This is a genomic window from Citrobacter sp. CK198, from assembly GCF_030333295.1.
GTDB classification, from domain to species: domain Bacteria; phylum Pseudomonadota; class Gammaproteobacteria; order Enterobacterales; family Enterobacteriaceae; genus Citrobacter_B; species Citrobacter_B koseri.
The window spans coordinates 250,585-264,889 of the sequence record NZ_JAOWGE010000007.1 but is presented as its reverse complement, the minus strand read 5'-3'; the positions used below and the strand labels follow the sequence as shown (position 1 = coordinate 264,889).

Genomic DNA, 14,305 nt, shown 5'->3' with positions numbered 1-14,305 from the left:
TCTATGACTGACGTTTATCTTGCTTCCGGTTCACCTCGCCGCCAGGAGCTGCTTGCGCAGCTGGGCGTCTCTTTTGTACGTATCGTTACGGGAATTGAAGAAACGCGTGGCGAAGGCGAAAGCGCGCAACAGTATGTCTCCCGTCTGGCGCGGGAAAAGGCGCTGGCAGGCGTGGCGCAAACGGCGCGCGACTTGCCGGTGCTGGGCGCCGATACTATCGTGATTCTTAACGGTGAAGTGCTGGAGAAACCGCGCGATGTAGAACACGCGGCGCATATGCTGCGCAAACTGTCGGGGCAGACGCATCAGGTGATGACGGCCGTCGCGCTGGCGGACAGCCAGTACGTGCTGGATTGTCTGGTGGTGACGGAGGTGACGTTCAGAACACTGAGTGATGAGGACATCGCGGGCTATGTCGCCAGCGGTGAGCCTATGGATAAAGCTGGAGCATACGGTATTCAGGGGCAGGGTGGCTGTTTTGTCAGGAAGATAAACGGCAGCTATCACGCCGTGGTCGGCTTACCGCTGGTTGAAACGTATGAGTTGCTGAGCAATTTTAACGCACTGCGTGAGAAAAGGGATAAACATGACGGCTGAATTGTTGGTAAACGTAACGCCATCGGAAACACGCGTGGCGTACATTGATGGCGGTATTCTTCAGGAAATTCATATTGAGCGTGAAGCGCGACGAGGCATCGTAGGCAATATCTACAAAGGCCGTGTAAGCCGTGTACTTCCGGGTATGCAGGCGGCTTTTGTAGATATTGGACTGGAGAAAGCCGCGTTTCTTCATGCTTCAGACATTATGCCACATACCGAATGCGTGGCGGGTGAAGAGCAAAAGAACTTCACCGTACGCGACATCTCTGAGCTGGTGCGTCAGGGGCAGGATCTGATGGTGCAGGTGGTAAAAGATCCGCTTGGCACCAAAGGCGCGCGCCTGACGACGGACATCACGCTGCCTTCCCGCTACCTCGTCTTTATGCCCGGCGCGTCGCACGTTGGCGTTTCTCAGCGTATTGAAAGCGAAACCGAACGTGAACGCCTGAAGAAGGTGGTGGCGGAGTATTGCGACGAGCAGGGTGGATTTATCATCCGTACGGCGGCGGAAGGGGTGTGCGAAGAGGATCTGGCGTCGGACGCCGCTTACCTCAAACGCGTCTGGACGAAAGTCATGGAGCGTAAAAAGCGGCCGCAAACGCGCTATCAGATGTACGGCGAACTGGCGCTGGCGCAGCGCGTACTGCGTGATTTTGCCGATGCCGAGCTGGACAGAATCCGCGTGGATTCGCGTCTGACGTACGAGGCATTGCTGGAATTTACTGCGGAATATATCCCCGAGATGACCAGCAAGCTCGAACACTACAGCGGTCATCAGCCGATTTTCGATCTCTTTGATGTTGAAAATGAGATTCAGCGCGCGCTGGAACGCAAGGTGGAGCTGAAATCCGGCGGTTATCTGATTATCGATCAAACCGAAGCCATGACCACCGTTGATATCAATACCGGGGCGTTTGTCGGGCACCGTAATCTCGATGACACGATCTTCAATACCAATATTGAGGCGACGCAGGCGATTGCGCGGCAGCTGCGTCTGCGCAATCTGGGCGGTATCATCATCATCGATTTTATCGACATGAATAATGAAGATCATCGCCGTCGGGTACTGCATTCTCTGGAGCAGGCGCTGAGCAAAGATCGCGTGAAAACCAGCATCAACGGCTTTTCGCAACTGGGTCTGGTAGAGATGACCCGCAAGCGTACCCGCGAAAGCGTGGAACATGTGCTATGCAATGAATGTCCAACGTGTCATGGACGCGGTACGGTGAAAACGGTGGAAACCGTCTGCTATGAAATTATGCGTGAAATCGTGCGTGTGCATCATGCCTACGACTCCGATCGTTTCCTCGTTTATGCCTCTCCAGCGGTGGCGGAAACGTTAAAAGGCGAAGAGTCGCACGCGCTGGCAGAGGTGGAAATTTTTGTCGGCAAGCAAGTTAAAGTCCAGATTGAACCGCTCTATAACCAGGAGCAATTTGACGTCGTAATGATGTAAAAGACCGCCGTTTCCAGGCCGGATAACGGGTTTGTGAGTCACATTTTTGGCAGACAAGGAGAGACGCGTGAGGCGATTGCCGGGGATATTACTGCTCACTGGAGCCGCGCTCGTCGTCGTCGTTGCGCTGCTGATCAGTGGATTGCGCCTTGCGCTCCCCCATCTGGATAGCTGGCGTCCGGCGATCCTCAGCAAAATTGAATCTGCCACGGGTATTCCTGTTGCCGCCAGCCAGTTGCATGCGAACTGGCAAACCTTTGGCCCCACGCTTGAAGCCCAGGACATCCATGCCAGTTTGAAAGATGGCGGCGAGCTTTCAGTAAAGCGCGTCACGCTGGCGCTGGATGTCTGGCAAAGCCTGTTGCACATGCGCTGGCAGTTTCGCGATCTCACCTTCTGGCAACTGCACATCCGTACTAATACGCCGATCCAACGCAGCGACAGCGACGAAGGCATTGAAACCAACCGTATTAGCGATCTTTTCCTGCGTCAGTTTGATCACTTCGATCTCCGGGATAGCCAAATTAGCTTTCTGACCTTATCAGGCCAGCGAGCCGAACTGGCGATCCCGCAGCTTACCTGGTTGAACGGCAAAGACAGGCACCGCGCGGAAGGTCAGGTCAGTCTCTCCAGCCTGACCGGGCAGCATGGCGTGATGCAGGTTCGTATGGATCTGCGTGACGACGACGGGCTGCTGAACAACGGTCGGGTCTGGCTACAGGCCGACGATATTGACGTGAAGCCGTGGCTGGGCAAATGGATGCAGGATAACGTGGCGCTGCAAACCGCACGCTTTAGCCTGGAAGGCTGGATGACGCTCACGAAAGGCGAAGTCTCCAGCGGCGATATCTGGCTTAAGCAGGGCGGCGCGAGCTGGCAGGGCGATAATCATTCGCACACGCTTTCCGTTGATAACCTGACCGCGCACATTACGCGTGAACAGCCGGGCTGGCAGTTTTATATTCCTGACACGCGTATCACGCTGGATAGCAAACCCTGGCCGCGCGGCGCGTTAACGCTGGCCTGGGTGCCGGAACAAGAAGTTGGCGGTCAGAACAACATACGCAGCGATGAATTGCGTATTCGCGCCAGCAACCTTGAACTGGCCGATATGGACGGGCTGCGTCCGGTGGCGGCGAAACTCTCGCCTGCGCTGGGCGACATCTGGCAGGCCACACAGCCACGCGGAAAAATAGACACTCTCGCGCTGGATATCCCGCTACAGGCGACGGAGAAAACACGTTTCCAGGCGTCGTGGGATAACCTCGCCTGGAAGCAGTGGAAGCTCTTACCGGGCGCGGAACACTTCTCCGGCACCTTGTCCGGCAGCGTGGAAAACGGCGCGCTGACCGCCTCGATGCAGCAGGCCGAAATGCCGTATGAAACCGTCTTTCGCGCACCGCTGGAAATTGAAAGCGGCGTGGCGACGCTCACCTGGCTGAAGAATGACAAAGGGTTTCAGCTGGACGGGCGCAACATCGACGTGAAAGCGAAAGCCGTACATGCGCGCGGCGGTTTTCGTTATCTGCAACCCGCCGGAGAGGAGCCCTGGCTGGGGATTCTGGCGGGGATCAGCACCGATGACGGTTCACAGGCCTGGCGTTATTTCCCGGAAAACCTGATGGGCAAAGAGCTGGTTGATTACCTTAGCGGCGCGATTCAGGGCGGCGAAGCGGATAACGCTACGCTGGTGTATGGCGGCAATCCACATCTTTTCCCCTACAAACATAATGAAGGTCAGTTTGAAGTGCTGGTGCCGCTGCGTAACGCGAAGTTTGCTTTCCAGCCTGACTGGCCCGCGCTGACCGACCTCAACATTGAGCTGGACTTCCTGAACGATGGCCTGTGGATGAAGGCGGATAGCGTCAATCTGGGCGGTGTTAAGGCCAGCAATCTGACCGCGATCATCCCGGACTATGCCAAAGAAAAGCTGCTGATTGATGCCGATATCAATGGGCCGGGTAAAGCGGTCGGCCCGTATTTTGACGACACGCCGCTGAAAGATTCTCTCGGTGCCACGCTGGAGCAGCTCCAGATTGACGGCGATGTGAATGCTCGCTTACATCTTGATATTCCGCTGGATGGCGAGCTGGTCACCGCCAAAGGGGATGTCTTGCTGCGTAATAATAGTTTGTTCATTAAGCCGCTCGACAGCACGCTGAAGAACCTGAGCGGTAAGTTCAGCTTCAACAACGGCAATCTTAAGAGCGAACCGTTAACGGCAAACTGGTTTAATCAGCCGTTGAACGTGGATTTCTCCACCAATGAAGGGGAAAAGGCCTATCAGGTCGACGTCAACCTTAACGGCAACTGGCAGCCGGACCGTATGGGCGTGCTACCTGCGCAGGTGAACGATGCTATAAGCGGCGGTATGGCGTGGAACGGTAAAGTGGGCATTGCGCTTCCTTATCACTCTGGTGCGACATACAACGTAGAACTGAAAGGCGACCTGAAGAATGTGAGCAGTCACTTACCGTCACCGCTCGACAAGCAGGCCGGGGAATCCTTGCCGGTGAGCATTAAGGCTGACGGTAACTTGCGTGGCTTCGCGCTGACCGGCAGCGCCGGGAAAAATAATCACTTTAACAGCCGCTGGCTGCTGAATCAGAAACTGACGCTGGATCGGGCAATCTGGACAACGGATAGCCGCACCACGCCGACATTGCCTGACCGACAAGGCGTTGAGCTTAATCTTCCGGCAATGGATGGCGCAGAGTGGCTGGCGCTGTTCCAGAAAGGCGCGGCGGATAACGTTGGCGCAAAGACCAGTTTGCCGCAGCGCGTGACGCTACGAACGCCTTCGCTGTCGCTGGGCGGGCAACAGTGGAATAACCTGAGCATTGTCTCTGAGCCGTCGCTGAATGGTCAGAAGGTCGAAGCGCAGGGGCGCGAGATTAACGCCACGCTGGCGATACGCAATAATGCCCCGTGGCAGGCGAACATCAAATACCTGTATTACAACCCGAGCGCGGCGAAGCGTACAGACGGCGCGCAGGCGACCTCGCCGTTCTCCTCCCTTGAGCGAGTCAGTTTCCGCGGCTGGCCTGATGTGCAGTTACGCTGCGTTGAATGCTGGCTGTGGGGGCAAAAATATGGGCGTATTGACGGCGACGTCGCGATTCAGGGAAATACGCTGACCCTGAGTAACGGGCTGCTGGATACGGGCTTCTCCCGGCTGACGGCTGAGGGTGTCTGGGTGAACACGCCGGGTAGCGAGCGCACGTCGCTGAAGGGGAAACTGCGCGGCCATAAAATTGATGCCGCAGCGGGATTCTTTGGCGTTTCAACCCCTATCCGCAACGCCTCGTTTAACGTGGACTATGACTTACACTGGCGTAACCTGCCCTGGCAGCCGGATGAGGCTTCCCTTAATGGCATTTTACGTACCCGCCTGGGGAAAGGTGAAATTACCGAGCTGAGCACCGGTCATGCGGGGCAGCTTCTACGTCTGCTGAGTTTTGATGCACTGCTGCGTAAGCTGCGTTTTGATTTTAGCGATACGTTCAGCGACGGTTTCTACTTTGACTCTATTCGCAGTACGGCGTGGATCAAAGACGGCGTGATGCACACTGACGATACGCTGGTGGATGGGCTGGAGGCCGACATCGCCATGAAAGGTTCTGTCAATCTGGTGCGTCGGGAACTCGATATTGAAGCCGTCGTCGCACCGGAAATCTCCGCCACGGTAGGGGTTGCCGCCGCGTTTGCGGTGAACCCGATTGTCGGGGCGGCGGTATTTGCCGCGAGTAAAGTGTTGGGGCCGTTGTGGAGCAAAGTCTCCATTCTGCGCTATCGCATCACGGGCCCGGTAGACAAACCGCAGATTAACGAAGTCCTGCGCCAGCCGCGTAAAGAAAGCCAGCAATGATTTGACGGGGGCGAGTAATTGCCCCAATCTCAGTAAATAGAAATGAATGACGAACTGCAAAAGCCGGATGGCGCTGCGCTTATCCGGCCTACATAACTTCTACCGCAGTCCGGCATTGAAGCGCCTGATGGCGACGCAGGCGCGTCTTATCAGGCCTACAACAGTAACTAACGAGTAGCAAAACGATGAGTCTGAACCTGGTAAGTGAACAATTGCTAGCGGCGAACGGCCTGAACCATCAGGATTTGTTTGCCATTCTGGGCCAACTGGCCGAACGCCGTCTCGATTACGGCGATCTCTATTTTCAGTCGAGCTATCACGAATCCTGGGTTTTAGAAGATCGCATCATCAAAGATGGTTCTTACAACATTGATCAGGGCGTTGGCGTGCGCGCTATCAATGGTGAAAAAACAGGGTTTGCCTATGCCGATCAGATCAGCCTGCAAGCGCTGGAGCAGAGCGCGCAGGCCGCGCGTACCATCGTGCGCGACAGCGGCGACGGCAAAGTAAAAACACTGGGCGCGGTAGAGCACCCGATGCTTTATACCGCTATTGACCCGCTACAGAGCATGAGCCGCGAAGAGAAACTCGACATTCTGCGTCGCGTGGACAAGGCGGCGCGTGAAGCCGACAAGCGCGTACAGGAAGTGACGGCCAGCCTGACCGGCGTGTATGAGCTGATTCTGGTGGCGGCGACCGACGGTACGCTGGCGGCGGATGTGCGCCCGCTGGTGCGTCTGTCTGTCAGCGTGCAGGTAGAGGAAGACGGTAAACGCGAGCGCGGCTCCAGCGGCGGCGGCGGTCGTTTTGGTTATGACTTTTTCTTAGGCGATTTGGACGGTGAAGTACGCGCCGATGCCTGGGCGAAAGAGGCGGTGCGCATGGCGCTGGTGAATCTGTCGGCGGTTGCCGCTCCGGCGGGAACATTACCCGTTGTGCTGGGCGCGGGCTGGCCTGGCGTGCTGCTGCACGAAGCGGTAGGCCACGGACTGGAAGGGGATTTCAACCGTCGCGGTACGTCGGTGTTCAGCGGCCATATCGGTGAACTGGTCGCATCTGAATTGTGTACCGTGGTTGATGACGGCACGATCGCCGATCGCCGTGGTTCGGTCGCCATTGATGATGAAGGTACGCCGGGCCAGTACAACGTGTTGATTGAAAACGGCATCCTGAAAGGGTATATGCAGGATAAACTCAACGCGCGTCTGATGGGCGTTGCGCCGACCGGTAACGGACGTCGTGAATCATATGCGCATCTGCCGATGCCGCGTATGACCAACACCTATATGCTGGCCGGGAAATCCACGCCGCAGGAGATTATCGAGTCTGTGGAATACGGTATCTATGCGCCTAACTTTGGCGGCGGGCAGGTGGATATCACTTCCGGGAAATTTGTGTTCTCGACTTCAGAAGCGTACCTGATCGAAAACGGTAAGGTGACGAAACCCGTGAAAGGGGCGACGCTGATTGGTTCTGGTATCGAAGCGATGCAGCAGATCTCTATGGTCGGGAACGATCTGAAACTGGATAACGGCGTTGGCGTCTGCGGTAAAGAAGGGCAGAGTCTGCCGGTAGGCGTGGGTCAGCCGACGTTAAAAGTGGATAACCTGACCGTGGGCGGCACCGCGTAAAGTCGTTTTGTAGGCCCGATACGCCATTGCGTTATCGGGCATTTTGCCGGGTGCGGCGTGAACGCCTTATCCGGCCTGCCTGTTCTGTAGGCGAGCCGTTGATCACTTCTCTTTCCCTCGACCGTACATTCCCTGAAATAGCTGCGCGACATCGACAAAATAGTCTGTCAGATAGTTAATCACCACCTGCACCTTCAGCGGCAACTTATCTTTTTCGGTATACAGCGCGTAAACCGGGCGTGGATCGGACTGGTAGCGGGGCAGCAGGATCTCCAGCTCTCCGCTGTTGATCTCATTGATCACCCACATCAGCGGAACGTAGGCGATCCCGGCGCCTGCGGTCAGCCAGCGGCTGAGCGTCATCGGATCGTTGGTGACGAAGCGTCCTTGTGGGATCAGCCGGGTGGAGATCCCTTCCGGCGCAATCAACTCAAACTCGTTATCCGGGCGCACGCTGTATTCCAGCCATGAGTGATTGCTGAGGTCGGCGGGTTTTTCCGGCACGCCAAATTGCGCGAGATAACTTTTGGCGGCGCACACCACCATCGGCATTGCCCCCAGACGGCGTGAAAACAGGCTGGAGTCCTGCAACGCACCGACGCGAATCACCACGTCCAGACCATCGGCGATCAGGTCCGGCGCCGGGATGCCGGTCACCAGGTTAACCGTCAGGCCAGGGTACTCTTTCAGCATTTTGGCCGTTAACCCGGCGAGGACATTTTGTGCCATGGTTGAAGAACAACCAATTCGCAGGGTGCCGATAGGCGTGTTGTTGAAGGCATAAAGCTGCTCATGGACATCCTGCACTTCGTGCAGCATCCGACGGCAACCCTGATAATAAATTTTACCGGCCTCGGTCAGCCCAATGCTGCGCGTACTGCGGTTTAGCAGCTTAACCTGTAGCTCATCTTCCAGTTTCGCCACGGTCTGGCTGATAGAGGAAACGCTCATTTGTAGCTGTCTGGCAGCGGCGGTAAAGGAGCCAAATTCAACGACTTTGGCGAACACCGACATGCGTTTTAATCTTTCCATTATTCACTCTGGCTTAAAAGTGATTTAGATCACATATTATAGATAACAGCATAACAGTTACGTTAATATATTATTATTCAAATAACCGCTATGCCGCTCTCGCCTGGCTTTCCACGCCCTTCCCTGCGGTGGCATTGGCTGAAAACTGTATCGCCTGCACTCTCTTTATAAATCAAGGTCAACATGAGTCTGTTTCCCGTTATCGTGGTGTTTGGTCTCTCCTTCCCACCGATATTTTTCGAATTGCTTTTGTCACTGGCGATTTTCTGGCTGGTGCGCCGGATGCTGGTTCCAACCGGCATTTATGACTTCGTCTGGCATCCGGCTCTGTTTAATACCGCGCTGTATTGCTGCCTGTTCTATTTAATATCGCGCTTGTTCGTTTGAGGTAGAAGTGAAAACACTAACAAGAAAACTCTCTCGTACGGCCATCACGCTCGTACTGGTCATTCTGGCCTTCATCGCAATTTTCCGTGCCTGGGTCTATTACACCGAGTCGCCGTGGACGCGTGACGCGCGCTTCAGCGCCGACGTGGTTGCCATTGCGCCAGACGTCGCGGGCCTTATCACCAACGTGAGTGTGCATGATAACCAGCTGGTGAAGAAAGACCAGATACTGTTCACTATCGATCAGCCGCGCTATAAAAAAGCCCTCGAAGAAGCGGAAGCTGACGTTGCCTACTACCAGGTGCTGGCACAGGAAAAACGGCAGGAGGCTGGCCGCCGTAACCGCCTTGGCGTCCAGGCGATGTCGCGTGAAGAGATCGATCAGGCCAATAACGTTCTGCAAACCGTATTACATCAGCTTGCCAAAGCGCAGGCGACGCGCGATCTGGCAAAATTAGACCTCGAACGTACCGTGATTCGCGCCCCTGCTGACGGTTGGGTCACCAACCTGAACGTCTACACCGGCGAGTTTATTACCCGTGGCTCAACGGCGGTTGCGTTGGTGAAACAGCACTCTTTCTACGTGCTGGCCTATATGGAAGAGACCAAACTGGAAGGCGTCCGTCCGGGCTATCGCGCAGAGATAACGCCGCTTGGCAGTAACAAAGTGTTGAAAGGCACCGTTGACAGCGTGGCGGCTGGGGTCACTAACGCCAGCAGCACGCGTGACGCCAAAGGGATGGCGACCATCGACTCCAATCTGGAGTGGGTACGTCTGGCGCAGCGTGTTCCGGTACGTATCCGTCTGGACGATCAGCAGGACAACCTGTGGCCTGCCGGGACAACCGCAACCGTTGTGATTACCGGCAAGCAGGATCGTGATGAAACGCAGGACTCCTTCTTCCGTAAAATGGCGCACCGTCTGCGCGAGTTTGGTTAATCACCATGGGTATCTTCTCCATTGCCAACCAGCATATCCGCTTTGCGGTAAAACTGGCATGCGCCATCGTCCTGGCGCTGTTCGTTGGCTTTCACTTTCAGCTTGAGACGCCGCGCTGGGCGGTGCTGACCGCCGCGATTGTCGCCGCAGGCCCGGCATTCGCCGCCGGTGGGGAACCCTATTCCGGCGCGATTCGCTATCGCGGGATGCTGCGTATCATCGGGACATTTATTGGCTGTATCGCCGCGCTGACCATTATCATCACCATGATTCGCGCGCCGTTATTAATGATTCTGGTGTGCTGTATCTGGGCGGGATTTTGTACCTGGATCTCCTCGCTGGTACGGGTTGAAAACTCCTATGCATGGGGGCTGTCCGGGTATACGGCGCTGATCATCGTCATTACCATTCAGGCGGAGCCACTACTGACGCCGCAGTTCGCGGTTGAACGTTGCAGCGAGATCGTGATTGGTATCGTCTGCGCCATTATGGCGGATCTGCTCTTTTCGCCGCGTTCAGTGAAACAGGAAGTGGATCGTGAAGTCGACGGTCTGCTGGTGGCGCAATACCAGCTGATGCAGCTGTGTATTAAGCACGGTGACAGTGAGGAAGTGGACAAAGCCTGGGGCGATCTGGTGCGGCGGACGGCGGCGCTGGAAGGCATGCGCAGCAATCTCAATATGGAGTCATCGCGCTGGGGGCGCGCCAACCGCCGCCTGAAAGCGCTGAATACGCTCTCGTTGACGCTGATCACCCAGTCCTGTGAAACATACCTGATTCAGAACACTCACCCGGAGTTGATCACCGACACCTTCCGCGAGCTGTTCGAAACGCCCGTCGAAACCGCGCAGGACGTACATAAACAGCTTAAGCGGATGCGCCGCATCATTGCCTGGACCGGCGAACGTGAAACGCCCGTAACCCTTTACACCTGGGCCGGTGCGGCGACGCGCTATCTGCTGCTAAAGCGCGGCGTGATTGGCAACGCCAAAATCAGCGTGACAGAAGAGGAAGTGTTGCAGGGCGAGCCCGTCGTGAAGGTGGAATCTGCCGAGCGCCATCACGCGATGGTTAACTTCTGGCGCACCACGCTGTCCTGTGTGCTGGGCACCTTATTCTGGCTGTGGACGGGCTGGACGTCGGGAAGCGGCGCGATGGTGATGATTGCGGTCGTCACGTCGCTGGCGATGCGCTTACCCAACCCGCGCATGGTCGCAATCGACTTTATTTACGGGACGCTGGCGGCGCTGCCGTTGGGCCTGCTCTATTTTTTAGTGATCATCCCGAATACGCAGCAAAGCATGTTGCTGCTGTGTCTGAGCCTGGCGGTGCTGGGATTCTTTCTCGGGATCGAAGTCCAGAAACGGCGGCTGGGTTCGATGGGGGCGCTGGCCAGTACCATTAACATCATCGTGCTGGACAACCCAATGACCTTCCACTTCAGTCAGTTCCTTGACAGCGCGCTCGGGCAGATTGTGGGGTGCATGATGGCGTTTATCGTCATTCTGTTGGTTCGTGATAATTCACGCGACAGAACCGGACGTGTGCTGCTTAACCAGTTCGTTTCCGCAGCGGTGTCTGCGATGACCACCAACGTTGTGCGCCGTAAAGAGAACCACCTTCCGGCGCTGTATCAGCAGTTGTTCTTGTTAATGAACAAATTCCCGGGCGACCTGCCGAAGTTTCGTCTGGCGCTGACGATGATCATTGCGCACCAACGTCTGCGTGATGCGCCCATCCCGGTCAATCATGATTTATCTGCTTTTCACCGCCAGCTCCGGCGTACGGCCGATCATGTGATTTCAGCCGGAAATGACGATAAGCGTCGGCGCTACTTTGGACAACTGCTGGATGAGCTTGATGTCTATCAGGAAAAATTGCGAGTCTGGGAAGCGCCGCCACGGGTGACGGAGCCGGTAAAACGGCTATCCGGCATGTTGCACAAATATCAGCACGCCTTGACGGATAACTAACACTCAGGAGCCGACGCCAAAAGCGTCGGTTTTTTTGTGGCTATACTTATCTGACGTGCGGAAAACATGACATCAGGAGGAGAAAGAACCATGCAAACGCTCCAGGACAACGAACTTTTTCAGACGGGATATCTGGTTGATGGACTTTGGAAAACGCTGGATAACACCTTCGATGTTCTTAATCCGGCAACCGGTGAAACGATAGCCGCCGTCGCCAAAGCCGGTAAAAAAGAGACCGAAGAGGCGATTGCGGCGGCGGCAAAAGCCTTCCCTGCCTGGCGGGCCAAAACGGCAAAAGAGCGCTCGGCCATTCTGTATCGCTGGTATGAACTGATCATTGAGCATAAATCCTGGCTGGGCCGTCTGATGACCACTGAGCAGGGGAAGCCGTTGAAAGAGGCGGAAGGCGAAGTGGAGTACGCCGCCAGTTTCATCCAGTGGTTTGCTGAACAGGCGAAGCGGGCAAATGGCGAAATAATCCCGCCGATCAAACCCGGATCGCGGATCTTTGCCACTCGTGAACCGATTGGCGTCGTGGCGGCGATTACGCCGTGGAATTTCCCGATGGCAATGTTGACCCGTAAATTAGGCCCGGCGCTGGCGGCAGGCTGTACGGGGGTCATTAAACCGGCGAATAACACGCCGCTTAGCGCATTCGCCTTGCTGACGCTGGCGAAGAAAGCTGGCGTACCTGACGGCGTGCTGAACGCCGTCGCGGGCAATACCCCGGAGATCAGCGACGCCATTATGGCCAGCCACGAGGTGCGCAAAATCTCCTTTACCGGATCGACCGCCGTTGGGAAAACGCTGGTGCGTAACGCGGCTGACACGATGAAGAAAGTCTCGATGGAACTGGGGGGCAATGCGCCGTATATCGTGTTTGACGATGCGGATATTGACGCTGCGGTACAGGGGGCGATCGCCAATAAATTCCGCAACGCGGGGCAGGTGTGCGTCAGCGTTAACCGTTTCTATATCCATGAGTCGGTCTATGACGAATTTACCCGCAAGCTGGCGGATGCCGTACAAAAACTGAAGGTCGGAAATGGTCTGGAGGAGGGCGTGATCGTCGGCCCGCTGATTGAACCGGCGGCCGTCGATAAAGTGCGTGAGCATGTTGAGGACGCTATCGCAAAAGGGGCGAAGGTGCTGGCAGGCGCTAAAGTGCATTCGTTAGGCGGGAATTTCTGGCAGCCCACCGTACTGGGCGACTGTAGCGATGGGATGAAACTGGCCAGTGAAGAGACCTTCGGGCCGGTCGCGGCCTGCTTTCGTTTTACCAGTGAAGACGAGGTCATTCAGCGCGCCAACAATACGCCGTTTGGCCTGGCGGCTTACTTCTACACGCAAAATTTACAACGCGTATTCCGTGTTTCCCAGGCGATTGAAAGCGGCATGATTGGGATTAATGAATGCGCCGTATCAACCGAGCTGGGGCCATTTGGCGGGGTGAAAGAGTCGGGTCTGGGGCGTGAAGGATCGGTGCTGGGGCTTGAAGAGTTTCTGGAAGTGAAGACCCTGCACATCGGCGGCCTGTAATGTGACTGCGTCGGGGGTGGTGGCTGGCTATGAACATCTATACCTTTGATTTTGATGAAATAGAAGACCAGAACGATTTTTACCGCGAATTTACGCGGATGTTTGGCCTTGCCAGAGAGAAAGTCGGCGATCTTGATTCTCTATGGGATGCTCTCATGAGCGAGGTGCTGCCATTGCCGCTGGAGATTGAGTTTGTTCATCTGCCGGAAAAACTGCGCAGGCGTTACGGCGCGCTGATTTTGCTGTTTGATGAAGCAGAAGAGGAACTGGAAGGGCAGCTGCGGTTTAATGTTCGCCATTCGTGATGACAAACATAAAAAAGCCCCCGGCAGTCGGGGGCAAGTCGTCGGACTAGACGACGAGGGTTTATTTGTAAAGTTCTGCCGTAGCGTGCCAGTTGTCGCCGCTACGTGCTTCAGTAATCTGATAGGCGGATGCGCCGTTTGCTTCTGCTTTTTTGTTCAGCATTTCATGCATATCCATCGGGGAAGAACCGATAGCGCTTACGGAAACAGAGCCGATAGCCTGACGGCCTTGCGCTTGTTCTGCGTTGATGGATTCGGCTGCGAATGCGCCAAAAGAGAGAACGGACAGAACGCTTAATGCTGCAACAGTAGTTTTGATTTTCATGATTTTTACCTCGTCGAATTCTTTTATTAGGGTCTGTGTTTCGTGACCCTCATCACAAAATCAAGTATACACTAATCACGCGATTAATTAATACCACGCTAATGGTTTCATGGGTTATTGTGTGTTAACGATTTGTTTTTTTATAACCGTATGGAATTAAAAACGTGTTAAAAAGCGTGTGACTAAGATTAAATGCAATAAAATCATAAGGATATGAAATTTTGCAATTTGTGCGTTTTTTCCAATGCA

The 14,305-nt window shown here is 55.4% G+C and carries 11 protein-coding genes; 9 read left to right on the top strand and 2 right to left on the bottom strand.

The genetic code is table 11. The features are described from left to right. Positions 1 to 3 precede the first annotated feature (3 nt). From OGY62_RS01815 to tldD, 4 genes are all read left to right on the top strand, one after another. Positions 4 to 597: a Maf family protein gene (locus OGY62_RS01815; RefSeq protein ID WP_200076008.1), complete on the top strand. Its 594-nt coding sequence runs from the start codon at positions 4 to 6 to the stop codon at positions 595 to 597. Continuing rightward, the gene (gene rng, locus OGY62_RS01810; RefSeq protein WP_012135381.1) at positions 587 to 2,056 is read left to right on the top strand and encodes a ribonuclease G; all 1,470 of its coding nucleotides are present in this window, start codon (positions 587 to 589) and stop codon (positions 2,054 to 2,056) included. Before OGY62_RS01815 ends, rng begins: the two co-directional genes overlap by 11 nt. Positions 2,057 to 2,123: 67 nt before the next feature. Further along, positions 2,124 to 5,924, top strand: a complete 3,801-nt coding sequence (gene yhdP / locus OGY62_RS01805) for an AsmA2 domain-containing protein YhdP (RefSeq protein ID WP_286458938.1) — start codon at positions 2,124 to 2,126, stop codon at positions 5,922 to 5,924. Positions 5,925 to 6,109: 185 nt separating this feature from the next. Continuing rightward, positions 6,110 to 7,555, top strand: a complete 1,446-nt coding sequence (gene tldD, locus OGY62_RS01800) for a metalloprotease TldD (protein ID WP_047460926.1) — start codon at positions 6,110 to 6,112, stop codon at positions 7,553 to 7,555. A 102-nt stretch (positions 7,556 to 7,657) separates the two neighbouring features. Here tldD and aaeR read toward each other — a convergent pair whose 3' ends face one another. Then, the gene (gene aaeR / locus OGY62_RS01795; RefSeq protein WP_049010571.1) at positions 7,658 to 8,587 is read right to left on the bottom strand and encodes an HTH-type transcriptional activator AaeR; all 930 of its coding nucleotides are present in this window, start codon (positions 8,585 to 8,587) and stop codon (positions 7,658 to 7,660) included. Between the two features lie 183 nt (positions 8,588 to 8,770). Between aaeR and aaeX the strand changes: the two genes are divergently transcribed. From aaeX to OGY62_RS01770, 5 genes are all read left to right on the top strand, one after another. After that, complete coding sequence (aaeX, locus tag OGY62_RS01790; protein WP_000051840.1) at positions 8,771 to 8,974, top strand: p-hydroxybenzoic acid efflux pump operon protein AaeX; 204 nt, start codon at positions 8,771 to 8,773, stop codon at positions 8,972 to 8,974. 7 nt (positions 8,975 to 8,981) lie between these two features. Then, entirely contained in the window at positions 8,982 to 9,914 is a 933-nt protein-coding gene (gene aaeA / locus OGY62_RS01785; RefSeq protein WP_012135375.1) for a p-hydroxybenzoic acid efflux pump subunit AaeA, read from the top strand. Between the two features lie 5 nt (positions 9,915 to 9,919). Next, on the top strand, positions 9,920 to 11,887 hold the full coding sequence (aaeB, locus tag OGY62_RS01780; protein ID WP_012135374.1) for a p-hydroxybenzoic acid efflux pump subunit AaeB: 1,968 nt from the start codon (positions 9,920 to 9,922) through the stop codon (positions 11,885 to 11,887). A gap of 90 nt (positions 11,888 to 11,977) precedes the next feature. Further along, positions 11,978 to 13,426 carry an NAD-dependent succinate-semialdehyde dehydrogenase gene (locus tag OGY62_RS01775; protein WP_115608784.1) on the top strand — a complete coding sequence of 483 codons (1,449 nt, stop codon included), beginning with the start codon at positions 11,978 to 11,980 and terminating at the stop codon, positions 13,424 to 13,426. Between the two features lie 29 nt (positions 13,427 to 13,455). Further along, positions 13,456 to 13,731 carry a barstar family protein gene (locus tag OGY62_RS01770; protein ID WP_012135372.1) on the top strand — a complete coding sequence of 92 codons (276 nt, stop codon included), beginning with the start codon at positions 13,456 to 13,458 and terminating at the stop codon, positions 13,729 to 13,731. A gap of 61 nt (positions 13,732 to 13,792) precedes the next feature. Here the strand turns inward: OGY62_RS01770 and yhcN are convergent, their stop codons facing one another. Continuing rightward, on the bottom strand, positions 13,793 to 14,056 hold the full coding sequence (gene yhcN, locus OGY62_RS01765; RefSeq protein WP_012135371.1) for a peroxide/acid stress response protein YhcN: 264 nt from the start codon (positions 14,054 to 14,056) through the stop codon (positions 13,793 to 13,795). Positions 14,057 to 14,305: the final 249 nt, after the last annotated feature.

Bases quoted from the DNA above. Each gene is read 5' to 3' on its own strand.
- OGY62_RS01815 (WP_200076008.1), top strand. From the start codon at position 4: ATGACTGACGTTTATCTTGCTTCCGGTTCACCTCGCCGCCAGGAGCTG.
- rng (WP_012135381.1), top strand. From the start codon at position 587: ATGACGGCTGAATTGTTGGTAAACGTAACGCCATCGGAAACACGCGTG.
- tldD (WP_047460926.1), top strand. From the start codon at position 6,110: ATGAGTCTGAACCTGGTAAGTGAACAATTGCTAGCGGCGAACGGCCTG.
- aaeR (WP_049010571.1), bottom strand. From the start codon at position 8,587: ATGGAAAGATTAAAACGCATGTCGGTGTTCGCCAAAGTCGTTGAATTT.
- aaeX (WP_000051840.1), top strand. From the start codon at position 8,771: ATGAGTCTGTTTCCCGTTATCGTGGTGTTTGGTCTCTCCTTCCCACCG.
- aaeB (WP_012135374.1), top strand. From the start codon at position 9,920: ATGGGTATCTTCTCCATTGCCAACCAGCATATCCGCTTTGCGGTAAAA.
- OGY62_RS01775 (WP_115608784.1), top strand. From the start codon at position 11,978: ATGCAAACGCTCCAGGACAACGAACTTTTTCAGACGGGATATCTGGTT.
- OGY62_RS01770 (WP_012135372.1), top strand. From the start codon at position 13,456: ATGAACATCTATACCTTTGATTTTGATGAAATAGAAGACCAGAACGAT.
- yhcN (WP_012135371.1), bottom strand. From the start codon at position 14,056: ATGAAAATCAAAACTACTGTTGCAGCATTAAGCGTTCTGTCCGTTCTC.